This window comes from Variovorax sp. LARHSF232, assembly GCF_052871435.1.
In genome coordinates, this window is the sequence record NZ_JBIXJS010000005.1 from 55,246 (window position 1) to 81,457 (window position 26,212).

At 66.8% G+C, this 26,212-nt stretch carries 29 protein-coding genes; 14 read left to right on the plus strand and 15 right to left on the minus strand.

Annotation, left to right across the window (positions count from 1 at the left end):
* The first annotated feature begins 11 nt into the window (after positions 1-11).
* The 3 genes from ACIPRI_RS14490 to ACIPRI_RS14500 all read left to right on the plus strand — a co-directional run bounded on the left by ACIPRI_RS14490 (position 12) and on the right by ACIPRI_RS14500 (position 1,874).
* On the plus strand, positions 12-881 hold the full coding sequence (locus ACIPRI_RS14490) for a Kdo hydroxylase family protein (RefSeq protein ID WP_446622158.1): 870 nt from the start codon (positions 12-14) through the stop codon (positions 879-881).
* An 81-nt stretch (positions 882-962) separates the two neighbouring features.
* The gene (gene greA, locus ACIPRI_RS14495; RefSeq protein WP_446622159.1) at positions 963-1,439 is read left to right on the plus strand and encodes a transcription elongation factor GreA; all 477 of its coding nucleotides are present in this window, start codon (positions 963-965) and stop codon (positions 1,437-1,439) included.
* Positions 1,440-1,445: 6 nt separating this feature from the next.
* Positions 1,446-1,874 carry a DUF4149 domain-containing protein gene (locus ACIPRI_RS14500; RefSeq protein ID WP_446622160.1) on the plus strand — a complete coding sequence of 143 codons (429 nt, stop codon included), beginning with the start codon at positions 1,446-1,448 and terminating at the stop codon, positions 1,872-1,874.
* A 6-nt stretch (positions 1,875-1,880) separates the two neighbouring features.
* Here the strand turns inward: ACIPRI_RS14500 and ACIPRI_RS14505 are convergent, their stop codons facing one another.
* Both ACIPRI_RS14505 and ACIPRI_RS14510 read right to left on the minus strand, forming a co-directional pair.
* The gene (locus tag ACIPRI_RS14505; RefSeq protein WP_446622161.1) at positions 1,881-2,651 is read right to left on the minus strand and encodes a glycosyltransferase; all 771 of its coding nucleotides are present in this window, start codon (positions 2,649-2,651) and stop codon (positions 1,881-1,883) included.
* A 3-nt stretch (positions 2,652-2,654) separates the two neighbouring features.
* Positions 2,655-3,131, minus strand: a complete 477-nt coding sequence (locus ACIPRI_RS14510; protein ID WP_446622162.1) for a YhbY family RNA-binding protein — start codon at positions 3,129-3,131, stop codon at positions 2,655-2,657.
* A gap of 32 nt (positions 3,132-3,163) precedes the next feature.
* On the opposite strand from ACIPRI_RS14510, the gene ACIPRI_RS14515 reads away from it, so the two are divergent.
* The 7 genes from ACIPRI_RS14515 (at position 3,164) to ACIPRI_RS14545 (ending at position 10,993) form a co-directional block, all read left to right on the plus strand.
* Positions 3,164-3,832 carry an RlmE family RNA methyltransferase gene (locus ACIPRI_RS14515; RefSeq protein ID WP_446622163.1) on the plus strand — a complete coding sequence of 223 codons (669 nt, stop codon included), beginning with the start codon at positions 3,164-3,166 and terminating at the stop codon, positions 3,830-3,832.
* Positions 3,833-4,001: 169 nt separating this feature from the next.
* On the plus strand, positions 4,002-5,918 hold the full coding sequence (gene ftsH / locus ACIPRI_RS14520; RefSeq protein WP_446622164.1) for an ATP-dependent zinc metalloprotease FtsH: 1,917 nt from the start codon (positions 4,002-4,004) through the stop codon (positions 5,916-5,918).
* 91 nt (positions 5,919-6,009) lie between these two features.
* The gene (gene folP, locus ACIPRI_RS14525; RefSeq protein ID WP_446622165.1) at positions 6,010-6,870 is read left to right on the plus strand and encodes a dihydropteroate synthase; all 861 of its coding nucleotides are present in this window, start codon (positions 6,010-6,012) and stop codon (positions 6,868-6,870) included.
* Complete coding sequence (gene glmM, locus ACIPRI_RS14530) at positions 6,867-8,201, plus strand: phosphoglucosamine mutase (RefSeq protein WP_446622166.1); 1,335 nt, start codon at positions 6,867-6,869, stop codon at positions 8,199-8,201. The genes folP and glmM overlap by 4 nt, the downstream gene beginning before the upstream one ends.
* 2 nt (positions 8,202-8,203) lie before the next feature.
* A complete protein-coding gene (locus ACIPRI_RS14535; RefSeq protein ID WP_446622447.1) occupies positions 8,204-8,689 on the plus strand; it encodes a GNAT family N-acetyltransferase in 486 nt (161 codons plus the stop codon).
* Between the two features lie 22 nt (positions 8,690-8,711).
* Positions 8,712-9,809 (plus strand): glycosyltransferase family 4 protein, encoded by a 1,098-nt coding sequence (locus ACIPRI_RS14540; RefSeq protein WP_446622167.1) that lies wholly within the window; start codon positions 8,712-8,714, stop codon positions 9,807-9,809.
* Between the two features lie 20 nt (positions 9,810-9,829).
* Positions 9,830-10,993 (plus strand): polysaccharide deacetylase family protein, encoded by a 1,164-nt coding sequence (locus ACIPRI_RS14545; protein WP_446622168.1) that lies wholly within the window; start codon positions 9,830-9,832, stop codon positions 10,991-10,993.
* Positions 10,994-11,106: 113 nt separating this feature from the next.
* On the opposite strand, the gene ACIPRI_RS14550 is transcribed toward ACIPRI_RS14545, so the two are convergent.
* From ACIPRI_RS14550 to ACIPRI_RS14570, 5 genes are all read right to left on the minus strand, one after another.
* Positions 11,107-12,378 (minus strand): acyl-CoA dehydrogenase family protein, encoded by a 1,272-nt coding sequence (locus tag ACIPRI_RS14550; RefSeq protein WP_446622169.1) that lies wholly within the window; start codon positions 12,376-12,378, stop codon positions 11,107-11,109.
* 50 nt (positions 12,379-12,428) lie between these two features.
* Positions 12,429-13,517, minus strand: a complete 1,089-nt coding sequence (locus ACIPRI_RS14555) for a phosphotransferase (RefSeq protein WP_446622170.1) — start codon at positions 13,515-13,517, stop codon at positions 12,429-12,431.
* 20 nt (positions 13,518-13,537) lie between these two features.
* Positions 13,538-14,260 (minus strand): Crp/Fnr family transcriptional regulator, encoded by a 723-nt coding sequence (locus tag ACIPRI_RS14560; RefSeq protein ID WP_446622171.1) that lies wholly within the window; start codon positions 14,258-14,260, stop codon positions 13,538-13,540.
* Between the two features lie 63 nt (positions 14,261-14,323).
* On the minus strand, positions 14,324-15,103 hold the full coding sequence (locus ACIPRI_RS14565; RefSeq protein WP_446622172.1) for an oxepin-CoA hydrolase, alternative type: 780 nt from the start codon (positions 15,101-15,103) through the stop codon (positions 14,324-14,326).
* A gap of 20 nt (positions 15,104-15,123) precedes the next feature.
* Entirely contained in the window at positions 15,124-16,644 is a 1,521-nt protein-coding gene (locus tag ACIPRI_RS14570; protein ID WP_446622173.1) for a 3-hydroxyacyl-CoA dehydrogenase, read from the minus strand.
* Positions 16,645-16,784: 140 nt separating this feature from the next.
* On the opposite strand from ACIPRI_RS14570, the gene ACIPRI_RS14575 reads away from it, so the two are divergent.
* Positions 16,785-18,734 carry a hypothetical protein gene (locus tag ACIPRI_RS14575; RefSeq protein ID WP_446622174.1) on the plus strand — a complete coding sequence of 650 codons (1,950 nt, stop codon included), beginning with the start codon at positions 16,785-16,787 and terminating at the stop codon, positions 18,732-18,734.
* Positions 18,735-18,769: 35 nt separating this feature from the next.
* On the opposite strand, the gene ACIPRI_RS14580 is transcribed toward ACIPRI_RS14575, so the two are convergent.
* The 3 genes from ACIPRI_RS14580 to lexA all read right to left on the minus strand — a co-directional run bounded on the left by ACIPRI_RS14580 (position 18,770) and on the right by lexA (position 20,992).
* Positions 18,770-19,777: a D-2-hydroxyacid dehydrogenase family protein gene (locus tag ACIPRI_RS14580; RefSeq protein ID WP_446622175.1), complete on the minus strand. Its 1,008-nt coding sequence runs from the start codon at positions 19,775-19,777 to the stop codon at positions 18,770-18,772.
* 68 nt (positions 19,778-19,845) lie between these two features.
* Positions 19,846-20,187, minus strand: coding sequence for a hypothetical protein (locus tag ACIPRI_RS14585; protein ID WP_446622176.1), 342 nt, complete (start codon positions 20,185-20,187; stop codon positions 19,846-19,848).
* Between the two features lie 121 nt (positions 20,188-20,308).
* Positions 20,309-20,992: a transcriptional repressor LexA gene (gene lexA, locus ACIPRI_RS14590; RefSeq protein WP_446622448.1), complete on the minus strand. Its 684-nt coding sequence runs from the start codon at positions 20,990-20,992 to the stop codon at positions 20,309-20,311.
* 85 nt (positions 20,993-21,077) lie between these two features.
* On the opposite strand from lexA, the gene ACIPRI_RS14595 reads away from it, so the two are divergent.
* From ACIPRI_RS14595 to ACIPRI_RS14605, 3 genes are all read left to right on the plus strand, one after another.
* Complete coding sequence (locus ACIPRI_RS14595) at positions 21,078-22,061, plus strand: asparaginase (protein WP_446622177.1); 984 nt, start codon at positions 21,078-21,080, stop codon at positions 22,059-22,061.
* Between the two features lie 6 nt (positions 22,062-22,067).
* Positions 22,068-22,484 carry a hypothetical protein gene (locus ACIPRI_RS14600; RefSeq protein WP_446622178.1) on the plus strand — a complete coding sequence of 139 codons (417 nt, stop codon included), beginning with the start codon at positions 22,068-22,070 and terminating at the stop codon, positions 22,482-22,484.
* A gap of 96 nt (positions 22,485-22,580) precedes the next feature.
* On the plus strand, positions 22,581-23,054 hold the full coding sequence (locus ACIPRI_RS14605) for a DUF6152 family protein (RefSeq protein ID WP_446622179.1): 474 nt from the start codon (positions 22,581-22,583) through the stop codon (positions 23,052-23,054).
* Positions 23,055-23,061: 7 nt separating this feature from the next.
* Here the strand turns inward: ACIPRI_RS14605 and adk are convergent, their stop codons facing one another.
* The 5 genes from adk to ACIPRI_RS14630 all read right to left on the minus strand — a co-directional run bounded on the left by adk (position 23,062) and on the right by ACIPRI_RS14630 (position 26,207).
* Complete coding sequence (adk, locus tag ACIPRI_RS14610) at positions 23,062-23,718, minus strand: adenylate kinase (protein WP_446622180.1); 657 nt, start codon at positions 23,716-23,718, stop codon at positions 23,062-23,064.
* 132 nt (positions 23,719-23,850) lie between these two features.
* Positions 23,851-24,633 carry a 3-deoxy-manno-octulosonate cytidylyltransferase gene (gene kdsB / locus ACIPRI_RS14615; protein ID WP_446622181.1) on the minus strand — a complete coding sequence of 261 codons (783 nt, stop codon included), beginning with the start codon at positions 24,631-24,633 and terminating at the stop codon, positions 23,851-23,853.
* 2 nt (positions 24,634-24,635) lie between these two features.
* Entirely contained in the window at positions 24,636-24,818 is a 183-nt protein-coding gene (locus ACIPRI_RS14620) for a Trm112 family protein (RefSeq protein WP_446622182.1), read from the minus strand.
* On the minus strand, positions 24,811-25,806 hold the full coding sequence (gene lpxK, locus ACIPRI_RS14625; protein WP_446622449.1) for a tetraacyldisaccharide 4'-kinase: 996 nt from the start codon (positions 25,804-25,806) through the stop codon (positions 24,811-24,813). Before lpxK ends, ACIPRI_RS14620 begins: the two co-directional genes overlap by 8 nt.
* Positions 25,782-26,207, minus strand: a complete 426-nt coding sequence (locus ACIPRI_RS14630; RefSeq protein ID WP_446622450.1) for an ExbD/TolR family protein — start codon at positions 26,205-26,207, stop codon at positions 25,782-25,784. Before ACIPRI_RS14630 ends, lpxK begins: the two co-directional genes overlap by 25 nt.
* Positions 26,208-26,212: the final 5 nt, after the last annotated feature.

The following is a 26,212-nucleotide window of genomic DNA, read 5'->3' on the forward strand; positions in this document are numbered from 1 at the left end:
TTTCGCAAAAAATGGAATCGCAGCTCGTCGAACTCGATCTCGCCGATTGGCGCGTCCCCACGCCCAACCAGGCGTGGATCGAGGCGCTGGAAGCGGGCAAGGTGCTGTACTTTCCGAAGCTGGGCTTTCAGTTCAAGCCTGAGGAACGCGGCTTTCTCGACCCGAAGCTGCTGGCCGAGGGCGTGCGCAACATCAGCCTGGACGGCAACGGTAAGCTCAAGGGCGTGGCCGGCGACGAGGCAACCCAAAAGGCCGTGGCCGGGATGATCGGCCGCTTTCGCCAGCAGGCGCGCGAACTGATCGACGGCCTGCTGCCGGCCTACGGGCCGCATTTGCGGATGGCGCCCACCAGCTTCCGTCCGGCGCAGGTGGAGACGCGGGTGCAGTCTTGGCGTGCCGACGATCGGCGCCTGCATGTCGATTCCTTTCCCTCGCGGCCCAACTATGGCGAGCGCATCCTGCGCGTCTTCACCAACGTGAACCCGGATGGCGCGCCGCGCGTGTGGCGGGTGGGCGAGCCCTTCGAGGACGTGGCCAAGCGCTTCCTGGCGCGCGCCAAGCCCTATTCGCGCTGGCAGGCCAAGGCGCTGAAGGCGCTGCACGTCACCAAGTCGCTGCGCAGCGAGTACGACCACCTGATGCTGCAGCTGCACGACGGCATGAAGTCCGACCTCGACTACCAACGCGATGCCACACAGGAAACGGTGCCATTTCCCGCGGGCTCGGTGTGGGTTTGCTTTTCCGACCAGACGTCGCACGCCGTCATGTCAGGGCAATTCATGATGGAGCAGACCCTGCACTTGCCGGCCGCCAGCCAATACAATCCGGGTGCAAGCCCGCTGGCGATCCTGAGCCGACTCACTGGCCGCCCGCTGGTCTAGAATTTTCCCCATTGTTGTTTGCAACCAGATACCGCCGAACGGCGACGTTCGGCGGTTTCGCTTTTTGACGCTACCCCAATCATGGCAACCATTCCCATCACCAAGCGCGGTGCCGAGAAGCTCAAGCAAGAGCTGCATCGCCTGAAGACCGTCGACCGCCCCTGGGTCATCACGGCCATTGCCGATGCGCGCGCCCAGGGCGACCTGAGCGAAAACGCCGAGTACGAAGCTGCCAAGGACCGCCAGGGCTTCATCGAGGGCCGCATCCAGGACATCGAGGGCAAGCTGTCGGCCGCACAGGTCGTCGACCCGTCCTCGGTGGATGCCGGCGGCAAGGTCGTGTTCGGCGCCACCGTGGAGCTGGAGGAAGAGGAGTCGGGCGAGGCGGTGCGCTACCAGATCGTGGGCGAGGACGAGGCCGATCTGAAGCACGGCCTGATCAACGTCTCCAGCCCGATCGCCCGTGCGCTGATCGGCAAGGAAGAGGGCGATACCGCCGAAGTCCAGGCGCCCGGCGGCATCAAGCGCTACGAGATCGTCGGCATCAGCTACGTCTGACTCCGGATGCGCGGCCTGACCCAGCGCCTGCCTGCATTGGCCGCCGCCTTTTGGTGGGTGAGCCTCACGGTCCTCGGTTTCATCGTCGTGCCGCTGCTGTTCAAGCATCTGCCAACGCCCGCCGTGGCGGGCCGGATGGCGGCCCAGCTCTTCACGGCCCAGACCTGGGTGTCGATCGGCTGCGCCTTGCTGCTGTTGGGGTTGTCGCGCGCCGAGCAGGCTGGCTCGGCGGCAGAGGCACTGGACCGCGCCGTCCTCTTTGTCATCCTCGGCCTGTTGCTGGCCTTGGTGGGCGAATTCGGCGTCGCGCCGCGCATCGTGGCGCGCGAGAACCTGAAGCTCTGGCACGCCGTGGGCAGCGGCCTTTACCTGGCCCAGTGGACCTGCGCCGGCACGGTGCTCTGGCGCGTGCTCAGGCCGACGCCAGCGGCCTGAACAGGCTTACTCGTGCCAATGCTCGGCCACCCAACTGGCCGGGCGGATGAAGCGAAAGCGCCGGTTTCGGCGTCCCGCCAGCGCATCTGGCGGATTGCATTCCCCATGAAAGATCACGATGCGCGCGCCGTCCGGAACGAAGGGGCGGCGCCAGAAATTGCTGGGCCACAGGGGAATGCCGTGGTACTTGAAGCTGGGGCACCACTCGCTGGGCCAGTACTGGAGTTTGCCTTGTTCGTGCAGGTAGTCCGACAGGTAGGTCTGCTCGTTGCGAAAGCGCTCACGCACCGCGACCTCGTTGGCGCGGAAATAGTCCAGCACGTCCGGGTGCGCGCCGATCTCGAAGCGGTACACCGACGAATTGCCGGTGACGCGCCAGGGCCGCCGGTAGTCCTTGATGATGAGGAACTCGCCCGGCCGGGTGAAGAAGTCGTCCAGGCTGCCGACCACCACCACGTCCAGGTCCATGAAGAGGGCGGTGCCTTGCAGGCCATAGACCTCGCCGAGGTCGCGGCTGAAGGTGGTGAGCTTTTTCCAGGCGCGGTCGCGCACGCCGGCCGCCTCGGGGCGGATGTCCACCGGCGGGATCGGGAAGCACTCGACCTCGCTGCGGATGCCCTTGGCGTCATCGGTGAGGCAGATGAAGCGAAACTCGCCGCTCAGGTGGCGGCGAACCATGGCGTAGAGCTTGTTGACGTAGTAGGGCTCGTACTTGGTGCCCCATTTCATGCAGATGATGTGGCGCATGCGTCCGGGAGTGGCGGCCTCGGTCGGCATGCGTCAGTCGGCCTGGCGGCGCTTCTTCAGCGACACCTTCTTGGGCTTGGCGCGCTTGATGGTGCCGCCGGGCGTCAGGCGCTGGTTGCCCAGCACGCGCAGCATCTTCACTTCGGGGCGCTGGCCGCCCTTCTTGCTGTACTTGAGGATCTTGACGTCGCGCGGGCCGGGCATGCGGTCTTCGTCGACCGTGCGCTCTTTTTCCACCTTCGGGCGCCACAGCACCAGGAGCTTGCCGATATGCTGGATGGGCGCGGCGTCCAGTTCATCGGCCAGGGTCTGCAGCATGGCTTCGCGCGCCAGGCGGTCGTCCGAGAAGACGCGGATCTTGATCAGGCCATGCGCCTTGAGGGCTGCATCGGTTTCTTTTTTGACGGCTGGCGTGAGCCCGTCGCCGCCGACCATCACGATCGGATCCAGATGGTGCGCTTCGGCGCGATGCACCTTGCGTTGGGCGGGGGTAAGTTGAATGGCGGGCATCCCCGTATTATCCAGGGCAACGAAGAGCGACGATGAAGGTTCAATCCAAAAGCAAGAAGATCAACAAGGCGTGGCTCAACGACCACGTCAACGACCCCTGGGTCAAGCTGGCCGCGCGGGAGGGCTATCGCGCGCGCGCCGCCTACAAGCTCAAGGAAATCGACGAGGCCCTGGGCCTGATCAAGCCCGGCCACCTGGTGGTCGACCTGGGCTCGACGCCAGGCGCCTGGAGCCAGTACGTGCGGCGGCGGCTGTCGCCCTCGGGCGCTGCTGCCGGGGCGCTGGACGGGACCATCATCGCGCTGGACCTTCTGCCCATGGAGCCGATCGAGGGCGTTCTCTTCCTCAAGGGAGACTTCCGCGAGGAGCAGATGCTGGCCCAGCTGGAAGAGGCCATGGCCGGCCGCCGGGCCGACGTGGTGGTGTCGGACATGGCGCCCAACCTGTCGGGCATCGAGTCGGCCGACACCGCTCGCATCGCCCATCTGATCGAGCTGGCGGTCGATTTCTCCCAGCACCATCTCAAGCCCGAAGGCGCCTTGGTGGCCAAGGTCTTCCATGGCAGCGGCTACAACGAGCTGGTGGCCTTGTTCAAGGCGCATTTCCGGGTGGTGAAGCCCTTCAAGCCCAAGGCCTCGCGCGACAAGTCGTCCGAAACTTTCCTGGTGGGCGTGGGTCTCAAGAAGGCCGATACCGTTTGATACGTGCAGGCTGCGGGCCAAATCCGCATGCGCCCTACGGCTGCTGGGGGGATTTCTCCGGGTTTCGCAGCTTGAAAAGCCTAAAATGGGCGTCACTTGCCGTACATGCTGTCTATGGGCACAGCCGGTTTCCATGGCTGGCCTCTGCTTCCCCCGACTGGAGCTTCGTTTGAACAATCAGTGGTTTTCCAAAGTTGCCGTCTGGCTCGTCATCGCGATGGTGTTGTTCACTGTGTTCAAGCAGTTCGACACCCGCGGCGCCGCCGGAGCCGGCTATGTCGGGTATTCCGATTTCCTGGAAGATGTGCGGGCCAACCGCATCAAGAGCGCAACCATCCAGGAAGGCCAGGGCGGCAGCGAGATCGTCGCGGTCACCACGGATGACCGGAAGATCCGCACCACCGCCACCTACCTGGACCGCGGCCTGGTCGGCGACCTGATCAACAACAACGTCAAGTTTGACGTCAAGCCGCGCGAAGAGGGCTCGCTCCTCATGACCTTGCTGGTCAGCTGGGGCCCGATGCTGCTCTTGATCGGCGTGTGGGTCTATTTCATGCGCCAGATGCAGGGCGGTGGCAAGGGCGGCGCCTTCAGCTTCGGCAAGAGCAAGGCGCGCATGCTCGACGAGAACGCCAACCAGGTCACCTTTGCTGATGTCGCCGGCTGCGACGAGGCCAAGGAAGAAGTGAAGGAAGTGGTCGACTTCCTGAAGGACCCGGCCAAGTTCCAGAAGCTGGGCGGCCGCATTCCGCGCGGCCTGCTGCTGGTCGGCCCGCCGGGCACCGGCAAGACCCTCTTGGCCAAGTCGATCGCCGGCGAGGCCAAGGTGCCGTTCTTCTCCATCTCCGGCTCGGATTTCGTCGAGATGTTCGTCGGCGTCGGCGCCGCGCGTGTGCGCGACATGTTCGAGAACGCCAAGAAGAACGCCCCCTGCATCATCTTCATCGACGAAATCGACGCCGTGGGCCGCCAGCGTGGCGCGGGCCTGGGCGGCGGCAACGACGAGCGCGAGCAGACCTTGAACCAGATGCTGGTCGAGATGGACGGCTTCGAAACCAACCTGGGCGTGATCGTGGTGGCCGCCACCAACCGCCCCGACATCCTGGACGCTGCGCTGCTGCGCCCGGGCCGTTTCGACCGCCAGGTCTACGTGACGCTGCCCGACATCCGCGGCCGCGAGCAGATTCTGGGCGTGCACATGCGCAAGGTTCCGTTGGGCCAGGATGTCAACGCCAGCATCATCGCCCGCGGCACGCCCGGCATGTCGGGCGCCGACCTGGCCAACCTGTGCAACGAGGCCGCTCTGATGGCCGCGCGCCGAAATGCGCGCGTGGTCGAGATGCAGGACTTCGAGAAGGCCAAGGACAAGATCTTCATGGGCCCCGAGCGCAAGAGCATGGTCATGCCTGAGGAAGAGCGCCGCAACACGGCCTATCACGAGTCGGGCCACGCCCTCATCGGCAAGCTGCTGCCCAAGTGCGACCCGGTGCACAAGGTCACGATCATTCCGCGCGGCCGCGCGCTGGGCGTGACCATGAGCCTGCCCGCGCAAGACCGCTACAGCTACGACCGCGAATACATGCTGAACCAGATCAGCATGCTGTTCGGCGGCCGCATCGCCGAAGAAGTGTTCATGCACCAGATGACCACCGGCGCCAGCAACGACTTCGAGCGCGCGACCAACCTGGCGCGCGACATGGTCATGAAGTATGGGATGAGCGAGGCCCTGGGCCCGATGGTCTACGCCGAGAACGAGGGCGAGGTGTTCCTGGGCCGCTCGGTCACCAAGACCACCAACATGAGCGAATCGACCATGCAGAAGGTCGACGCCGAGGTGCGCCGCATCATCGACGAGCAGTACTCGCTGGCGCGCGGCTTGATCGAAGAGAACCAGGACAAGATGCACGCCATGGCCAAGGCCCTGCTCGAATGGGAAACCATCGACGCCGAGCAGCTTGACGACATCATTGCCGGCCGCGAGCCGCGTCCGCCCAAGGACTGGACGCCGCGCGTGCCGCCTTCGGCCGGTGGCGGCAGCGGCGGATCGCCGGCCGTCAAGCCCGACCCGGCGCCGACGGTGGCCTGAAGACAAGGCGAGAAAATACGACGGGGCCTAGCGCCCCGTTTTTCGTGGGCGCCCGAACAATGGCATCGCACGACCGATTCGACCTGATGACATGAACTGGCAGACCTCCCGCTTTCGCATCGAGCTCGCGCAGCCGCGCGTGATGGGCATCGTCAACGTCACGCCCGATTCGTTCTCTGACGGCGGCACACACGATTCGCCTGCCGATGCGCTGGCCCATTGCGAGCTGTTGCTGCGCGAGGGCTGCGACATCCTGGACATCGGCGGCGAGTCGACCCGGCCCGGCAGTCCGGCCGTTCCCCTGGATGAAGAACTGGCCCGCGTGATGCCCGTGCTGCGCGAGGCGGTGAAGCTGGGCGTGCCGGTTTCCGTCGACACCTACAAGCCGCAAGTGATGCAGGCGGCGCTCGATGCCGGCGTCGACATCATCAACGACGTATGGGCACTGCGCCAACCGGGTGCCGAGCAGATCGTCGCCGCCCATCCCGCGTGCGGCGTCTGCCTGATGCACATGCACCGCGATCCGCAGACCATGCAAGTGGCGCCCATGAGCGGCGACGCGCTGCCGCCCGTGCGCGACTTCCTGGCGGAGCGGGCCGGCGCGCTTCAAAACGCCGGCGTCGCGGCGCCACGCATCGTGCTGGATCCGGGCATCGGCTTCGGCAAGACGGTGGCGCAGAATTTCGAGCTGCTGGCGCGCCAGGAAGAGCTGCTGGCGCTGGGCTATCCGCTGCTGGCCGGCTGGTCGCGCAAGGGCTCGCTGGGCGCGGTGACCGGCATCGAAAGTGCGGCAGAGCGCATGGTGCCCAGCGTGGCCGCGGCGTTGCTGGCGGCGGAGCGGGGCGCCCGCATCGTGCGCGTGCACGACGTCAAAGAAACGGTGGCGGCGCTGGCGGTCTGGCGCGCGGTCCACGCAACGACCACAACACAACAACAGGACCCATCCAGATGAAACGCCAGTACTTCGGCACCGACGGCATTCGCGGCACGGTTGGCGCCGCGCCCATCACCCCCGACTTCGTGCTTCGGCTGGCGCATGCGGTCGGCCGCGTGCTGAAGAAGACGGAAGCGCGGCCCAAGGTGCTGATCGGCAAGGACACCCGCATCTCGGGCTACATGCTGGAAAGCGCGCTGGAATCGGGCTTCAACTCTGCCGGGGTCGACGTGGTGCTGCTGGGCCCGCTGCCCACTCCTGGCGTGGCCTATCTCACGCGCGCCCAGCGCGCCAGCCTGGGCGTGGTGATCAGCGCCAGCCACAACGCCTATCCGGACAACGGCATCAAGTTCTTCAGCGCCCAGGGCACCAAGCTGGACGACGCCTGGGAACTGGCGGTGGAAAGCATCCTGGAAGAGCCGCCGGTATGGGCCGATTCGGCCAACCTGGGCAAGGCCCGCCGGCTGGATGACGCGACCGGCCGCTACACCGAGTTCTGCAAGAGCACCTTCGCCAACGACCTGACCCTGCGCGGCATGAAGCTGGTGGTCGACGCGGCCCATGGCGCCGCCTACCAGGTAGCGCCGCAGGTCTTCCACGAACTCGGCGCCGACGTCACCAGTATCGGCGTCGCGCCGGACGGCTTGAACATCAACAAGGGTGTGGGCGCCACCCATCCGCAGGCGCTGATCGATGCGGTGAAGGCGCGCGGCGCCGATTACGGCGTCGCACTGGACGGTGACGCCGACCGGCTGCAACTGGTCGATGCCGATGGGCGGCTTTTCAATGGCGACGAGCTGCTCTACCTGATGGTGTCCGAGCGCCTCGGCCGCGGCGAGCACGTGGCCGGTGTGGTGGGCACCCTGATGACCAACAAGGCCGTGGAAGTGGCGCTGCGCCAGAAAGGCATCGAGTTCGTGCGCGCCAAGGTCGGCGACCGCTACGTGCTGGAAGAGCTCGACAAGCGCGGCTGGCTTCTCGGCGGCGAAGGGTCGGGTCATCTGCTGGCGCTGGACAAGCAGACCACCGGCGACGGCATCGTCAGCGCGCTGCAGGTGCTGCAGGCCTGCGTGCGCAGCGGCAAGACCGTGGCGCAACTGCTGAGCGACGTCCAGCTCTTTCCCCAGACCCTCATCAACATCCGTCTGGCCGAGGGCCATGACTGGAAGCGCAACGGCGCGCTGGCCGAGGAAACGCGCAGGGTCGAAGCCGAACTGGGTGACGGCGGGCGCGTGCTGATCCGCGCGAGCGGCACCGAGCCGCTGCTGCGGGTGATGGTGGAGGCGCGCGATGCGCAGCAGGCCGAGGCCTGCGCGCGCCGCCTGGCCGCCACGGTGGCAGCGGCGTGAACATGGGACAGATCGAGGTCTGCCTGGCCGACTATGCCGATCCGGCGCACCGCGAAGCGTTGCTGACACTGCTCGATGCCTACGCCAGGGACCCCGCCGGCGGTGGCGCGCCGCTGCCCGAGTTCGTGCGGCAGAACCTGGTGAACGAACTGGCCAGGCGGCCTACCGCTTTCAGCGTGCTCGCCTTCGATGGCGTGAAGGCCGTGGGGCTGATCAATTGCTTCGAGGGCTTCTCGACCTTTGCCTGCAAGCCGCTCGTGAACGTGCACGACGTGGTGGTGCTGGAAAGCCACCGCGGCCAACGCATCACCCAGCGCATGCTGGCCAAGGTGGAAGAGCTGGCGCGCCAGCGTGGCGCCTGCAAGCTGACCCTGGAAGTGCTGAGCGGCAACGCGCGCGCCCTGCAGGCCTACGAGCGCGAAGGCTTTGCAGGCTATCAGCTCGATCCCAATTTTGGGACGGCCACCTTCATGCACAAGAAGCTTTGAGTGCTTGTCAAGTCACCAGGCATTGCGAACCCTTCTCAAATGTGAAGAAGTCCGCAGCCTGGAGGCGATCGATGCCAGAATCCGCCGGGAGGAGTATGAATTGCCTACACCGTCTCATGCACATCGGTCTCTTCGCATTCTTGTCTACAGCTCGGTCTTCTACCCGGGCGTGGGCGGCATCGAAAACAGCACGCGCCTGCTGATCGAGGAGTTCGTGAAGGCGGGGCACGAAGTGAAGGTCGTGACCGAACAAGTGCAGGATCCGGCTCACCCGTTCCTTGGCATCGAGGTGGTTCATTCATCGCAGAAGAGCCAGCAGATTGCGTTTTTTCGATGGGCCGACGTGCTCTACATGCCCAACATCACGCTCAAGGGCGTATGGCTGCTGATGCTGGGGCCGCGCAAGAAATGGGTCATCTCCCACAATGACTTTCACCTGATGTACGCCCGCCCGGCGATCGCGGCCATCAAGCGCTTGGTGATGGGCTGCGCCACCCGGCATATCGCCGTCAGCCGCAGCGTGGCGAAGTTCGTGGGCCACGACGCCCAGGTGATCCATTGCTGTTACGACGATCAGATCTTCAAGCTCTACCCGGAAGAGGCCAGGGCATTCGACTTCCTGTTCGTTGGCCGACTGGTGTCGCAGAAGGGCTGCGATCTTCTGATCGAGGCCTGCAGCCGCTTGCGGCGGCCGTTCACGCTCAACATCGTCGGCGAGGGCGACCAGCGGGAGTGTCTGCAGGCCAAGGTGCAACAGCACGGCCTTGCTGACCGCGTGAAGTTCCACGGCGCCCTCCACGGCGAAGAGCTTGCCCGCTTCATGAATCGCCACCGCGTGATGGTGGTGCCATCTCGAGGCGCCGAGGGCTTTGGCGTGGTGGTCCTGGAGGGCCTGGCCAGCGGTTGCCATGTGATCGCGGCAGACGCGGGCGGACTGGCCGAAGCCGTCGATGAACATGGCCAGCTGTTTCCCGTGGACGACGCCCAGCGGCTGCAAACTCTCCTCGATGAGTCCTTCGGCAGGCCGGCGCCGCAGCAGTTGCCTCCGGCGCTGGTGCGCTACCTTGGCGCGCGCCGGCGCGACAGCGTCGCGCGCCAATACATCCAGGCGCTTGCCTGATCGACGGAGGCCCTGCAGCCATGCTTGCCCCACGCAACATCGACGACATCCAGCTGCCGGAAAAGACGCTGTGCCTGACCTATGACGACGGCCCCGGCCCGGCAAGCGCCGAACTGGGCCGCTTCCTGGCGGACCGGGGGGTCCGTGCCACCTTCTTCGTGGTGGGCAAGTTTGCGCTGAGCCGGCCCGAGATCCTGGACGAGCTGCACGCGCAGGGGCACATCATCGGCAATCACACCTTCGAGCACCCGGATCTGCCCTACTACGTCTCGGTCGATGGGGACGTGCGCGACCAACTGATCCGGACCAACGTGTTGATCGAGAAGTACAACCGCAACAAGCCGGTGTACTTTCGCGCCACCTACGGCAAGTGGTCGCCCGAGGTCGCCAGGGAGGTCAATCGCGATCCACGCAGCAGCTACATGCACGTGGGGCCGATCTACTGGGACATCGACGGGGTGGACTGCTATTTCTGGCAGCAGGGAAAGTCGGTCGAGGAGGCGGAGGCCGCGTATCTGGACGCCATCGCGCGCAGGGGCAGCGGCATCGTCGTCATGCACGATGGCATCGCGGACATGGACACGGTCGCCGTTCGCAGCAAGACCCTCGAGCTCACCCGGCGCCTCCTGCCCAAGCTGCAGGATGCGGGCTACCGCTTTGTCGCGCTGGACGAAATCGACGATCCGCAGCTGCGCGATGCGCTGGGCGACACCATCGCCCTGCGCTCGGCCAGCGGCGCCTTCCTGCGCTATGGCCAGGCGCCGGACGCACGGGTCGACTGGTCCGGGCGGTCAGCCAGCGAGGCGCTGGCGCAGTTTCACATCGAGCGCCGCGAAGCGGGCAAGTCGATGCTGCGCACGCCGGACGGCCGCTACCTGCGTGTTGACGCCGCGCACGACGACACCATGCAACTGGCCGGCGAAGCCGACATGCACGCGCTGTTCGACATGATTCCGGTGAGCTCGGGCCAGTTCATGCTCCGCTCGAGCAATGGCAACTACCTGGCTGCTGCGAGCGCGCAGGGCGGCCCGCTGCGGGCCAGCGCGCCCTACATGCGGCAGGCCGGATGCTTTGACTGTGTGCCGCCCAAAGGCGCCTACCTCAAGCCGCTCGGCCTGGCGAGGCGCCTGGCGCTGGCGCGCAAGCGGCTGCAGTTCGTCAAGTCCAAGTTGCTGCGCGGCTAGGAGCCTGGGCGGCAGAGCCTAGGCTGGCGCTGCGAATCGCCCCGGCGCGAGCCCCGCTCTCTGCCGCCCAGGCTCCTAAGCCTTTCGCAGGGCTCGCCGCGCTGGCCGCCAGATCAGAAGCGCGTGACGGGCGACGGCTCATCCATCTTGTCCGCCGCGTACTTGCCCAGCTCCCACTTGGCGATCGCATTGCGGTGCACTTCGTCCGGGCCGTCGGCAAAGCGCAAGGTGCGCGCCTGGGCGTAGGCCGAAGCCAGCGGGAAGTCGTCGCACATGCCGCCACCGCCGTGCGCCTGCATGGCCCAGTCGATCACCTGGCAGGCCATGCTGGGGGCCACCACCTTGATCATGGCGATATCGTTCTTGGCGACCTTGTTGCCGGCCACGTCCATCAACCAGGCGGCCTTGAGCGTAAGCAGCCGTGCCATGTCGATCTTGCAGCGGGCTTCGGCGATGCGCTCCTGCGTCACCGTCTGCGAGGCCACCGTCTTGCCGAAGGCCACGCGCGACGAAGCGCGCTTGCACATCAGTTCCAGCGCGCGCTCGGCCAGGCCGATCAGGCGCATGCAGTGGTGAATGCGTCCGGGGCCAAGGCGCCCTTGGGCGATCTCGAAGCCGCGGCCTTCGCCCAGCAGCATGTTGTCGGCTGGCACGCGCACGTTCTCGAAGTACATCTCGACGTGGCCGTGCGGCGCGTCGTCATAGCCCATCACGTTGAGCGGACGCACGATGCGGATGCCCTTGGCTGCAGCCGGCACGATGATCATGCTCTGCTGCGAATGCTTGGGCGCGTCCGGATCGGTCTTGCCCATGGTGATGAAGACGGCACAGCGCGGGTCGGCCGCGCCCGAGATCCACCACTTGTGGCCGTTGATCACGTACTCGTCACCCTGGCGCTCGATGCGGGTGCAGATGTTGGTGGCGTCGCTCGAAGCCACCTCAGGCTCGGTCATGGCGAAGGCCGAGCGGATCTCGCCTTCCAGCAGCGGCTTGAGCCAGCGTGCCTTGATCTCGTCCGAGCCGTAGCGCGCGATGGTTTCCATGTTGCCGGTGTCAGGCGCCGAGCAGTTGAAGGCCTCGCTGGCCCATGGCACGCGGCCCATGATCTCGGCCAGCGGTGCGTATTCCATGTTGGTGAGGCCGGCGCCTTCATAGCCCGAGGCATGCGCGCTGTCGACCGGCAGGAACAGGTTCCACAGGCCCTGGGCCTTGGCCTTCTTCTTGAGCTTTTCCACCGTCTGCAGCGCAGTCCAGCGCTTGCCGGCGGCGGTGTTGGCGGCCATCTCGGCGCTGTACTCGGCCTCGGCCGGGTAGATGTTGTCCTCCATGAAGGCGCTGACGCGCTTCTGCAGTTCCTTGGTTTTGGCCGAGTAATCGAAATCCATGATGTCTCCTCAGAAAAAGGGGGGTGGCGGCCCGAAGTGCTTGTGGTGCCTCAGGCCTGCTGTGCAAAGCGCCAGGCCATTTCGGCCATGGGCTTGGCGCCGCGGCCCGATGCCACGGCTTGTTCGCTCGATGCGGTTCCGGCCTCGACCCGCTTGGCAATGCCTTGCAGGATGGCGGCCATGCGAAACAGGTTGTAGGCCTGATAGAAGTTCCAGTCGGGCGCCAGCGCCTCGGGCGTCGTGAGGCCGGTGCGTTCGCAGTAGCTGCGGATGTACTCGCTCTCGGTCGGGATGCCCAGGCTCTTGTGGTCCAGGCCGCCGATGCCGCGGAAGGTGGCCCCTGAGATGTGCCACGACATGCAGTGGTAGCTGAAGTCCGCCAGCGGGTGGCCCAGCGTCGACAGCTCCCAGTCGAGCACGGCGATGACCTTGGGTTCGCTGGCGTGGAACATCAGGTTGTCGAGCCGGTAATCGCCATGCACGATCGACACCATCGACTCGTCGCGCGCGCTCGCCGGCATGTGCGCCGGCAGCCATTCCATCAGCTTGTCCATCTCGGGAATGGGCTGGGTGATGGAGGCCACGTACTGCTTGCTCCAGCGGCCGATCTGGCGCTCGAAGTAGTTTCCAGGCTTGCCGTAGTCGGCCAGGCCGCGCTCGGCGAACTTCACCGAGTGCAGCGCGGCGATCACGCGGTTCATCTCGTCGTAGATGGCGCTGCGCTCGGCCGTGCCCATGCCGGGCAGGGACTGGTCCCACAGCACGCGGCCCTGCATGAATTCCATCACGTAGAAGGCGCGGCCGATCACCGATTCGTCCTCGCACAGGACGAGCATGCGCGGCACCGGCACGCCGGTGCCGGCCAGGCCGCCCATCACCTTGTACTCGCGCTCGATGGCGTGGGCCGAGGGCAGCAGCTTGGCCACCGGGCCGGGCTTGGCGCGCATCACGTAGCTTTGCGTGGGCGTCACCAGCTTGTAGGTGGGATTGGACTGGCCGCCCTTGAACATCTCCACCGTCAGCGGGCCCTGGAAGCCGGCGAGGTTCTTGTCGAGCCAGGCCGCAAGCGCCGCGATGTCGAAGGCATGCTGGCTGGAAACGGCACGCGTGCCGACGAAATTGCTGAAGTCCTGGGTCATGTCTCTGCTTGTTGCTTGGCTTATTGCTCGGCTGCCTCGGAAATGCGCATCAGCGCGGCGCGGTCCAGCACCACCAGGCCGGCCGGCTCGATGCGGATGGCTTCTTCGCGCTCCATCTGCTTGAGTTCCTGATTCACGCGCTGGCGCGAGGCGCCGAGCAACTGCGCCAGTTCCTCCTGCGCCAGATGCAGGCCGATGCGCATCTGGCTGCCGTCCGCCAGGTTGGGAATGCCGTAGCTGCGCACCAGGTGAATCAGCTGCTTGGCCAGGCGCGCACGCAAGGGCAGGGTGTTCAGGTCTTCCACCAGGCCGAACAGGGTCCGGATGCGGCGTGCCTGCAATCGCATCAGGGCTTCGTACAGCTCGATGTGCGAGGCCAGGATCTTCTGGAAGTCGGCGCGCGCCACGCACAGGATGGTGGTCTCGCCATGCGCGTAGGCATCGTGCGTGCGCCGGTCCCCGTCGAACATCGACACGTCGCCGAACCAGATGCCCGGCTCGACGTAGGTCAGCGTGACCTGCTTGCCCGACACCGCCGTCGAGCTCACCCGCACCGCGCCCTTGGCGCAGGCGATCCACGACTCGGGCGGATCGCCGCGTGCGGCGATCAAGTCGCCGTCCTTGTAGCGTCTGACGAAAGCGCATCGAAGAATGTCGTGCCGAAGCGAAGGTGAAAGAGAGCTGAACCAGCGACCGCTATTGATCGCTTCACGTTCTTCGATGGTAAGAATGGGGTCGTCCATTGATCTGTCCTGTCGGCGACTGAATTGAGCGGGCTTGTCACGAGGGCGACCTCGTGGCGTTCTTCACGAGTAGCGTGGTTTCTCCTTGGCCAGGAAGGCGGCGATGCCGATGCCGGCGTTGGCATGGTGCAGGTTGCGCACGAAGTGGTCGCGTTCGGCGTCGAGTTGCGCGGGCAGGGTGGCGCCGCGGGCCTCGTTCAGCAGATCCTTGCAGCTGGCCAGCGCATTCGGGGCGCGCCCGTTGAGCTGGGCGGCCAGGGCCAGTGCGTCGTTCAGGGCCTGGCCGCTTTCCGCCAGGCGATTCACCACGCCCAGGGCGTGCAGGCGTTCGGCCGCAATGCGCTCGCCCAGCATCATCCATTCGCTCGCCAGCTGGCGTGGCAGCGATTGCGCCAGGTGCCAGCTCAGGCCGCCATCGGGCGAGAGCGCGATGTTGGTGTAGGAGGCGGCAAACACGGCATCGCGCGCCGCCACGATGAAGTCGCAGGCCAGCGCCAGCGAGAAACCGGCGCCGGCGGCGGCGCCTTCCACTGCCGCGATGATCGGCTTGGGAAAGGCGCGCATCGCATCGATCCAGTTGTGCAGGCCCTCGATGCTTTGCGCCTGGTACTCGGGCTCGCGTTCGCGATTGGCCTGCAGGCGCTGCAGCGAACCGCCGGCGCTGAACCAGGGGCCTTCGCCGGCCAGCACCACGCTGCGGACCTCCGCGCTGTTGCCGGCGCGGTTCAGCGTCTCGATGCCGGCCGCGTAGATGTCCGGGCCCAGCGCGTTGCGTTGCGAGGGGTTGGACAGCAGCAGCAGCATGGTGCCGTCTTGCGTGCTGCTCTTGAGTTGTGCAGTCATGTCGTGTTTGCCTTCGGGTTTCAGTCTTCGACGTGGGTGAGGCTCAGGCCCAGCGCGCCGCGGCGGCGCAGCCAGGGGCTGGGGCGATAGCGCGGGTCGCCATACACCGTCTGCAGGTTGAACAGCACCTCCAGCATGTTGGTCGGGCCATAGAGGTCGCCCATGGCGAGTGGGCCTTGCGGATAGCCCAGGCCCAGGCGCACGGCGGTTTCCAGATCGGACGGCGAGCAGACCTGCTGCTGGCACATGTCCGAGGCGATATTGACGATGGTCGCCAGCACCCGCTGGGTGACGAAGCCGCCGGAGTCGCGGATCACGCTCACCGCCTTGCCATCGCGCGCGAACAGCGCATGCGCCGCCTCGCGCATGTCGCGCCGCGTGGCCGGCGTGCCGGCCAGCACGCGGCGCTTGGTGGCGGCGTCGTCGACCAGCATGTCGATGCCCACCGTGCGGGTGGCGTCCATGCGGTCGACCGCGGCCACCGTGGTGACGTCGAAGCCCAGCGGCGCCACCAGGATCAGCGCGGCAGGCGAGGGCGTGGGGCCGGTCTCGATGTGGGCGCCCAGCTGATGCACCAGGCGCAGCAGTTCCGGCCGGCGGGCCGCGCGCGGCGAAACCCAGACCGGCGGCAGCGTCTCGAGCACCGGCGCCGGCGCCTCGGCCGCGACCTGGGCTGCGCCATCCACATAGCGGTAGAAGCCTTCACCCGTCTTGCGGCCCAGGGCACCTGCCGCCAGGCGTTGGGCGGTGATCACGCTGGGGCGAAAGCGCGGCTCCTCGTAGTACTGGTGGTAGATCGACTCCATCACCGGATGCGAGACGTCCAGTGCCGTCAGGTCCATCAGTTCGAAGGGGCCGAGGCGAAAGCCGGCCTGGTCCTTCAGGATGCGATCGATGGTGGCGAAGTCGGCCACGCCTTCGGAAACGATGCGCAGCGCCTCGGTGCCGTAGCCGCGGCCTGCATGGTTGACGATGAAGCCCGGCGTGTCCTGCGTGTGCACCGCGCTGTGGCCCATCTGCACCGCGTAGGCGGCCAGGCGCTCGCACAGTGCGCGCTCGGTCTTGAAGCCGGCCACGACCTCGACCACCTTCATCAGCGGCACCGGGTTGAAGAAGTGGTAGCCGGCAAAGCGCTCGGGCCGCGCCAGGCCGGCCGCGATGGCCGTCACCGACAGCGACGAGGTATTGGTCGCGAGCACTGCCGACGGCGAAACCACCGACTCGAGTTCGTGGAACAGGGCGCGCTTGATCTCCAGGTTCTCGACCACCGCCTCGATCACCAGGTCGCAGGACGCCAGCGCCTGCATCGAGTCGACGGCATGCAGGCGCGTCACCAGGGCGGCCTGGGTGACGGCATCCAGCTTCCCTTTTTCCTCGAGCTTGGCCCATTGGGCAGTGACGGCCTCCAGGCCGCGCTGGGCGGCGCCCGGCTGGTTGTCGACCAGCAGCACCTCGCTGCCGGCCTGCGCCGCGATCTGCGCGATGCCGCGTCCCATGGCGCCGGCGCCGATGACGCCGATTTTGGAAAAGGTCACTGTCATTTCGAATGTCTAGCTGTAGGTGGTAAGTTGTGGCTGCCGTGTCAAAATCTGTTTACTTTTTATTACGGTCTGCTCCCTTGCAAGCACTGCGTCCTTTCGTGGGTCTCCTTCTGCTCGGTGCTGCATTCCAATCCGTCGCCTTGACCATTGGCCGGCCGAGCGGCAACGCCTGGATTGGCAAGCCGCTCGAGCTGGTCGTCCCCCTGGCGCTGGATCGCAGCGACACGGGAGACGGCCTGTGCCTAGAAGCCGACGTGCGGCAAGGGGACATCCGGGTCGACGACAAGCGAGTGACCTTGTCGCTCGAGCCCGGTCCCAGCCCCGACACGCCGCGCGTGCGCTTGCGGACCACGCGCGCCATCGAGGAGCCGGTCGTCACCGTGACGCTCACTGCCGGTTGCGACATGAAGTCTACGCGCCAGTACGTGCTGCTGGCCGATTTGCCGGAGTCGCTGCCCGTCGCGGCGTCACCCGCGCGACCCGCCTTTCGGCCGGCGGCAAATGCGAGCGGCGCAGCACCGGACGCATCGGCTGCACTTCCGTCTCCGTCGCCGCGCCCGGCGCGCGTGGCGCAGGTGCCGGTGATGCCCAAGTCGCGCCCTGCCGCCGAAGCGGTGCCCAAGCCCCCGTCGCCCGCCCCCAGACCGGAAGCAGCTGCGGCGCCCGCGCCGGCCGGTGCGGCCAAGGAAGGCAAGCCTCGCCTGCAGGTGGAGCCGCTGTCGCCGGAGCCGGTGGCACAGGTGGCGGCGAAGCCGGCGCTGGCCAGCCCGCGGCCTGACGACCCGGCCGGGCGCGCCCAGGCCCAGGCACTGTCGCAACCGACGAGCGCTGCCACCGCCGAGCAGAGCCGGCGGGACGCCGAGCGCATGAAGGAGCTGGAGAGCGCCTTGGCCAGCGTGCGCGAGCAGTCGGCGCAGACACAGCGCCTGCTTCTGGAAATGCGTGCAGACCTGGCCCAGGCGCAGGCCAGCCGCTATCGCAACCCGCTGGTCTACGGACTGCTGGCCCTGATCGCATTGGCCCTGATTGCCCTGGCATTGCTCTGGCGCACCGCGCGCCGCGCCCGTGTGTCGGCGTGGTGGGGTGGCGCCGAAGAGCAGCGGCCGGGCGGCAGCGCGGCCCGGCCGGTACTGCCGCGCCGAGGCGAACTGATCGAAGAGGAGGACGAAGACGACGACGCCGGCAGTGCGGCGCCCGCCGATGTCTCCGGCCTGCGCTCCGCCCAGGGGCTGCGCGTCACCGCACTGCCGGCCGGCTTGGGCGCTTCGGCCTTCGATCGCGGCCAGGTACGGCAGGTCAATGCCGAGGAACTGTTCGACGTGCAGCAACAGTCGGAGTTCTTCGTTTCGCTGGGGCAGCACGAGCAGGCGATTGGCGTTCTGCGCGAACACATCGCTGCGAATCCCGGCACCAGCGCCCTGGCTTACCTGGATCTGTTGGGCGTACTGCATCTGCTGGGGCGCCGCGATGACTACACGACCCTGGCGCGAGAGTTTGGCTACAAGTTCAATGCGCAGGTGCCCGACTTCGAAAACTACAGCGCCGAGGGCCGCAGCCTTGAGCACTACCGGGACGCACTGGCGCGCATCATGGAGCAATGGCCGTCCCCGGGCACGGCGGAGCTGATCGAGGCGTTCGTTTTTCGCAAGCCCGGTTCGCATGACGAGAGCTTCGACCTGCCGGCCTACCAGGAACTGCTGCTGCTCTATGCGGTGGCGCGCGACCTGAGCGAATACGCAGGCCCCTGGGAGGCGCCGGCCCCGGCGCCGCCGTCAGCCGTTCGGCAGCGGGATAGCGGCGCGTCCGAGCGCGCCACCCAGCAAGAGACCGGGCCCATGCCTTACCTGAGCGAGGCGCCGGATGCGGCCAGCGCAGCGCAGCCCGTGCCGCCGCGGGAGATGCCCCCACTGGAGTTGGACCTGTCCGAGCTGGATCGGACCGCCTTCGAGACCTTGCCAGCGCCGATCGAGTCGCCTCAGGCGCAAAAGCCTGGCCCTTCGGTCGACCCCCATGTGATCGATTTCGATCCTTCCGATCCGGCCACCGACCGGGGCGACCTGCGTCCCCGGCATCTGGGCGTCAAGGTCTAGTCCAGTGGCGGCTGGCCGGCTGGCCGGCCGGCCGGTCAGCGGCGTACCTGCAACGCGCCCGGATTCACGATGTTGGTGGGGTTGCCCTTGATGAAGCTGACCACGTTGTCGAAAGCCTGACCGAAGTAGAGTTCGTAGCTCTCCTGCTCCACATAGCCGATGTGCGGCGTGCAGACGCAGTTCTCCAGGCGCAGCAAGGCGTGGCCCTGCAAAGGCGGCTCGCTCTCGAAGACGTCGATGGCGGCCATGCCCGGCCGGCCGCGGTTCAGCGCGGCAAGCAGTGCATCCTGCTCGACCAGTTCGGCGCGCGAGGTATTGACGAACAGGGCCGTGGGCTTCATGCGCGCCAGATCTTCCAGCCGCACAATGCTGCGGGTTTCGTCGGTGAGCCGAAGATGGATCGACAGCACGTCGGCGGAAGTGAACAGTGCCTCGCGGCTGCTGGCCACCTGGAAGCCGTCGGAGCGCGCCTTGGCACAGCTGGCGTCGCTGCCCCAGATCACCACTTGCATGCCGAAGGCCTGGCCATAGCGTGCCACCAGCTGGCCGATGCGGCCATAGCCCCAGATGCCCAGGGTCTTGCCCTTGAGCACCGAACCCAGGCCGAAGTTGGGCGGCATGGAGGCCGACTTGAGCCCCGATTGCTGCCAGGCGCCGTGCTTGAGGTTGCTGATGTATTGCGGCAGCCGGCGCATGGCGGCCATGATCAGGGCCCAGGTGAGTTCGGCCGGCGCCTGGGGCGAGCCGCTGCCCTCGGCCACGGCTACCCCGTGCTCGCTGCAGGCATTGATGTCGATGTGCGAGCCGGCGCGGCCGGTCTGCGAAATGAGCTTGAGCTTGGGCAGTTTCTCGATCAGTTGGCGCGAGATCTGGGTGCGTTCGCGGATCAGGACGATCACATCCGCGTCCTTCAGCCGCACTGAAAGTTGCCCGATGCCCTTGACCGTGTTGGTATAGACCTTGGCCGCGTAGGCATCGAGCTTCGACGCGCAGCGCAGCTTGCGCACCGCATCCTGGTAGTCGTCGAGAATCACAATATTCATGGCACGTGATTGTGCCTTGCGACCCGGTAACTACATGTTGTGCGGAGGCGGCGGAGCGCCCCGAATTCTTAGTGAATGCCGCCTACAGCGGGGCGCAGGCCATGCGCTTCAAGGGCGACCAGGCGGTCGAGTTCGGCGCAGACGTCAGCCATGCGGCCGGAGATCACCATGCGGCTTGCGTTGTGCGCGGCGCGGGGGTCGACCACGCGAATGACGCGCAGCGGCCGTGCGGTGTGGCCGGCACTTTCGGCTTTCTCGGCGCTGCCACGGGCGGCGCAGGCCGGCCGGATGGCCACATAGCGTAGATCGGAAGAGACACCGGCGCGGCGGCGGCGCGGCGCGATCCAGCGGCTGGCAAGCGCCTGCAGCGGCGAGATCAGGTCGGCAAGACTCAGAACAGCGATTCCCATGTGAACTCCAAAAGTGGCTTGAGGGTTGGACACAGGCAGGATTGCTTTCTCGGATTGAAGGGCCCGCGACAGGGTGATGGCCTTGCGCCATACGCCCGCCACCTGGCGCGGCCCCGGATGGCTACATGAGCATGGTGTTGCGGATCAGGCCGACAGCCAGGCCTTCGATCTCGAAGGGCTCGCCCGGCTGCACGATGATGGTCGGGTAGTCGGGGTTTTCGGCGTGCAGTTCGATCACTTGCTTGTTGCGCTTGAGGCGTTTAACGGTCACCTCATCACCCAGGCGCGCCACCACGATCTGGCCGTTGCGCGCCTCTTTGGTGGCTTGCACGGCCAGGAGGTCGCCGTCCATGATGCCGGCGTCGCGCATCGACATGCCGCGCACCTTGAGAAGATAGTCGGGCTGGCGCTGGAACAGGGTGCTCTCGACGTAGAAGGTCTGGTCCACGTGCTCTTGCGCCAGGATGGGCGAGCCCGCGGCGACGCGGCCTACCAATGGCAAGGCCAGTTGCGCCAAGCCGGGCAGCGGTAACGAATACTGGTTGTTGCGCGATTCGTTGATGGAACGCAGCGCATCGCCCTTGAGGCGGATGCCGCGCGAGGTGCCGCTCACCAGCTCGATGACGCCCTTGCGCGCCAGGGCCTGCAAATGCTCTTCGGCCGCATTGGCGGATTTGAAACCGAGCTCGGCCGCGATTTCGGCGCGCGTCGGGGGCGCACCGGTGCGGGCGATGGCCGCCTGAATCAAATCGAGGATTTGCTGTTGGCGGGCGGTAAGCTTGACGGGAAAGGGCAGGTTGAGCATGCGCTGAACTCCTAAGGATTCACCTTGGTTACTGGCTGCATATCCAGTAACTGTATTTTTAACCAGTTTTTCGGGATTGGCAAGCATGGGCGAAAAATTGCGCTCCGGCGACAGGCGTGTGCTGGTGCTGGGAACCGGCGGCACCGTCGCCGGCCGGGCCGCCAGCGCCGGCGACAACATCGGCTACGTGGCCGGGCAGGTCGGCGTGTCCGAGCTGCTGGCGGGCATCGAGGCGCCGGCGGGCATCGCGCTGGCCACCGAGCAGGTGGCGCAGGTCGACAGCAAGGATATGGAGTTCTCGATCTGGTGCGACCTGGCGCTGCGTTGCGCTCAGGTGCTGGCGGATCCCGCGGTGGCGGGCATCGTCATCACGCACGGCACCGACACCATCGAGGAGACGGCGTACTTCCTGCACTGCGTGCTGCCTTCGGACAAGCCGGTGGCATTGACCTGTGCGATGCGTCCCGCCACCGCGCTGTCGCCCGACGGTCCGCAGAACGTGCGCGACGCCATCGTGGTGGCGGCATCGCCGGGCGCGCGCGGCGTCAGCGTCGTGTGCGCCGGCACCGTCCATGGCGCGGCCGATGTGCAGAAGGTGCACACCTACCGGCTCGACCCCTTCAGCTCCGGCGACGCGGGGCCGGTGGCCTTCGTCGAAGAAGGGCAGTTGCGCATGGCCAAGGGCTGGCCAGCGGCCGGTCCGGCGATGGACGTCCTGCGGGAATTGGCGGCGGGCCGGGAAGCGCCGCGGGTGGAGATCGTGCTCAGCCACGCCGGCGCCCGCGGCCACCTGATCGACACCTTGCTGGCGGAGCGCGCCCGCGCTGTGCCCGGTGCGATTCAAGGCTTGGTGCTGGCCGCGACCGGCAACGGCACCCTGCATCACGAGATTGAAGGCGCGGCGGCGCGCGCCCAGGCGGCCGGGGTCGTGGTGTGGCGTGCCACGCGCTGCCTGGAGGGACGCATCCTGCCCAAGGCCGGCGATGCGATCCCTGATGCGGGCGCACTCAATCCGGTCAAGGCGCGCATCGCGCTGATGCTCGAACTGCTGCGCATCCACGGAAGCTGACGCGCCATGTTTGCCGCGCTGCAGACGCACGAATGGGCCTATCCGGCACTCGAGGCGCTGCATGTGCTGGGCATCGCGCTACTGCTGGGCAACCTGGTGGCGTTGGAGATGCGCGTTTTCGGGCGCGCCACTGCCATTCCGGTACAGGCTTTCGCTCGCCTGTCGCTCACCATCGCGCTGATCGGCTTTGCCCTGGCGGCCTGCACGGGACTGCTGATGTTCTCGACCCGGCCCGGCGAGCTGCTGGCCAACCGGTACTTCATCACCAAGATGACGCTGCTGGCCGCGGCTGGCGGCAACGCACTTTTCTTCCACCTGCGCGGCTCGCTGCGGCGCCTCGATTCCCTTGCAAGAGCCCAGATGTTGCTGTCCACTGGCATCTGGGTGGCGGTCGTGTTCTGCGGCCGCTGGATCGCCTACTGAGCCCCCAGGGGGCCGGGCCAGCCCGGCCCGCCCCCCCGCGGGGGATCAAGCAAAGTGGCAGAGCCACATTTGCTTGAGAGCTTGAGGAGTAAGCCGATGAAACGTCGTCAACTCGTTCTTGCCGCTGCAAGCATGCCGCTGATGGCGGGCCCTGCGTGGTCCCACCATGGCTGGAGCAGTTTCGACCAGGACCGCCCGATCTACCTGGAAGGCGTGGTCATGGTGTCGCGCTGGCAGAACCCGCATGTGGAGCTCGACATCGAGACGCCCGCTGGCATGAAGGTGCCGGCCGATCTGGCCCGGCGCAGCTTGCCGCCGCAAAGCGCGCCGGTCGATGGCCCGGGCTTGCTGGCCAAGGCGTCGGTACCGCGCCGCGCCGACCGCAAATGGGAGCTGGAGTTGGCGCCCCTGACGCGCATGCAGGCCTGGAAGATCCCGGAGATCAAGCAGGGCGCGCAGGTGTCGGCGGTGGGTTTCACCTTCAAGGACGAGGCCGGCGAAGCGATCGTGCGCGTCGAGTACCTGTTCCTCGACGGCAAGGTCTACGGGCTGCGTTCCAGCCCGGCTTGAAGCGTCTTCAGCTGCTGAGCGCGGCGAAGGCGCGCTGGGTGATCTCTTCGACCGGGCCGGTACCGCTGATGGCGCGGTACTTGGGCGCCGTTGCCGGGTCGGCCTTGGCCCAGGCCGAGTAGTAGTCCACCAGCGGGCGGGTCTGCTGGCTGTAGACATCCAGGCGCTTGCGCACCGTTTCTTCCTTGTCGTCTTCGCGCTGAATCAGGTCTTCGCCCGTCACGTCGTCCTTGCCTTCCACCTTGGGCGGATTGAACTTGACGTGGTAGGTGCGCCCCGACGCCGGGTGCGAGCGGCGTCCGCTCATGCGCTCGATGATGTCCGAGAAGGGCACGTCGATCTCGAGCACATAGTCGATCTTGACGCCGGCCGCCTTCATCGCATCGGCCTGCGGGATGGTGCGCGGAAAGCCGTCGAACAGAAAGCCCGATGCGCAGTCGGGCTGCGCAATGCGCTCCTTCACGAGATTGATGATGAGGTCGTCGCTCACCAGTGCGCCTGCATCCATCACGGCCTTGGCCTGCAGACCAAGCGGCGTGCCTGCCTTGACCGCTGCGCGCAGCATGTCGCCCGTGGAAATCTGGGGAATGCCGTACTTCTGGCAGATGAAAGTCGCTTGCGTGCCCTTGCCTGCACCGGGGGCGCCCAACAAAATCAGTCTCATGGTGTCCTCGGAGGGATTTCTAGTAATTTCTTTGTCGCGTCACGGTGGCCGCGGCAGGCCGCAATCCGCGTGACGGAATTGCATCGAGGATAGCATGCGCCCTGCGGCGTTCCCTCGGAGAACGCGCCTTCTTCAGGCCGCCAGCAGGCGTCGAACGCGGGCCAGGTCTTCCGGTGTGTCGATCCCCGGGCCCGGTGCGTGGTCGCTGATGTGTACCGCGATACGGTGGCCGTGCCACATGGCGCGCAACTGCTCCAGCGCCTCGCCGGTTTCGATGGGCGCCGGCGGCAAGCTTGGAAAGCGCTTCACGAAGCCGGCGCGATAGCCGTAGATGCCGATATGGCGCCATGGCGCCGGCGAAGGCAGCGCGCTGAAAGCGCCATTGACGTAGCCATCGCGCCACCAGGGAATGGGCGCCCGGCTGAAGTAAAGGGCCATGCCGCTTGCATCGAGCACCGCCTTCACGACGTTGGGGTTGAGGTAGTCGGCCAGGCTGTCGATGGCGTGCACGGCGGTGCTCATGGCGGCATCGGGCCGCTGCGCCAGGGTTTGCGCCACGGCGTCGATCAGGCCGGGTTCGATCAGGGGCTCGTCGCCCTGCACGTTGACCACGATCGCGTCATCCGCCAGGCCCAGCTTGTCGCAGGCCTCGGCCAGGCGGTCGCTGCCGCTCGCGTGGTCCTGCCGGGTCAGCAGCGCCTCGACACCGTGGGCGACGCAGGCCGAGACGATGCGCTCGTGGTCGGCCGCCACCACCACGCGGGCGGCGCCGGACCGGCTCGCGCGCTGCGCCACCCGCACCACCATCGGCAATCCGGCGAGGTCGGCCAACGGCTTGTCGGGCAGGCGGGTCGAGGCCAGGCGCGCCGGAATCAGCACCACGAAGCCGGCGCCTGTGTTGCTCGTCGCGGGCATGCTCAGATTCCGAGCTCTTCGTCGCTGAGGACGCGCGCTTCGTTTTCCAGCAGCACGGGGATGCCGTCGCGCACCGGGTAGGCCAGGCGGGCACTGTGCGACCAAAGTTCCTGCTGGGCGGGATGCCAGGTCAGCGGGCCCTTGGTCACGGGGCACACCAGCAGTTCGAGAAGCTTGCTATCCATCGAGCGATGATAGCTTTGCATCCAGTGCCGCGAAGAAGTCCGGCGCGGGCTGGAAGACGAGCGGCACGGCAAACGCGTTTGGCGCCACCCGCCACAGCTTGGCGGCGTCCTTTTCCGTGCACAGCACGGAGACGGCGGTGTCGCCGATCGGCGCCCAGTCCTTGAAGTCGTGGTGATCGGGCAGGGCAATGCAACGCTCTGGCTCGATGCCGCGCGCGCGCAGCAAGTCGAAGAAGCCCTGGGGTTTGGCGATGGCGGCAACCGCCACGACGCGCTGGCCGGCCAGCGCGGCCAGTGGCATCGAACGGCCGTCGCGGCCAATCGCCGCGTCGGCCAGCGAGCGTTGCGCGCGGTAGCCGGCAAAGGCCGGGCGGTCGCCGGTGTGCAGCACCAGGTCGCAGGGACGGGGCCAGGGTTCGCGCAAGGGGCCAGCAGGCAGCAGCCAGCCATTGCCGATACCGCGGTCGTCGAACACGCAGATCTCCACGTCCCGTTCCATGGCGAGGTGCTGCAGGCCGTCGTCGCTGACGATCAGGCGGGTTTGCGGGTGCTTGGTCAGCAAGGCACGGACTGCCTCGATGCGCCGGCGCGCCACGAAGGTGGGGGCGGCGGTGGCGCGGTGGATCAACAGAGGCTCGTCGCCCGTCTCATCCGGCGAGCTGGACGCCAGCACCTCGCGGCAGTCCTCGGTGGTGCGGCCGTAACCTCGCGAAATCACCCCGACGGGCGTTCCGCGCGCCTGCAGATGTCGCACGATGGCGATCACCGAAGGCGTCTTGCCGGCCCCGCCGGCCACCACGTTGCCCACCACCAGCACAGGCACTGCCACCCGTTCGCTGCGCAGCAGGCCGGAGCGGTAGAGGCAGCGGCGCAGCCAGGCCAGGACGCCGAACAACAGCGACAGTGGCCACAGCGTCCGCGCGAGCGCGCCGCGTTCCAGCCAGGCGCGCTGCAGATCCAAGGCTATTGGCCGGCCTGGGCCGCCGATTGCGTGGCGAAGGTGATCTGCATGAGGCCGGCGCGGCGCGCCCCTTCCATCACCGTGATCACCGACTGGTGCGCCGCGCTGGCGTCGGCGCTGATGATCACCACGTTGTCCTTGCCGCCACCGGCTGCCGCGCCCAGGGCTGCGGCGATCGCATCGACACCCCGCTCAGGCAGGGCCGTCTTGTTGACCATGTAGCGGCCGTCCGAAGATACCGAGACGATGATTTCCTTGGGGTAGTCGCGCTGGGCTTCGGCGTCGGCCACCGGCAGGCGCAGCTGCATCTCGGTGAATTTGCTGTAGGTGGTCGACAGCATCAGAAAGATCAGGATCACCAGCAGCACGTCGATGAAGGGGATCAGGTTGATCTCCGGCTCATCGCGCGAGCCATGGCGAAAGTCCATGGAGG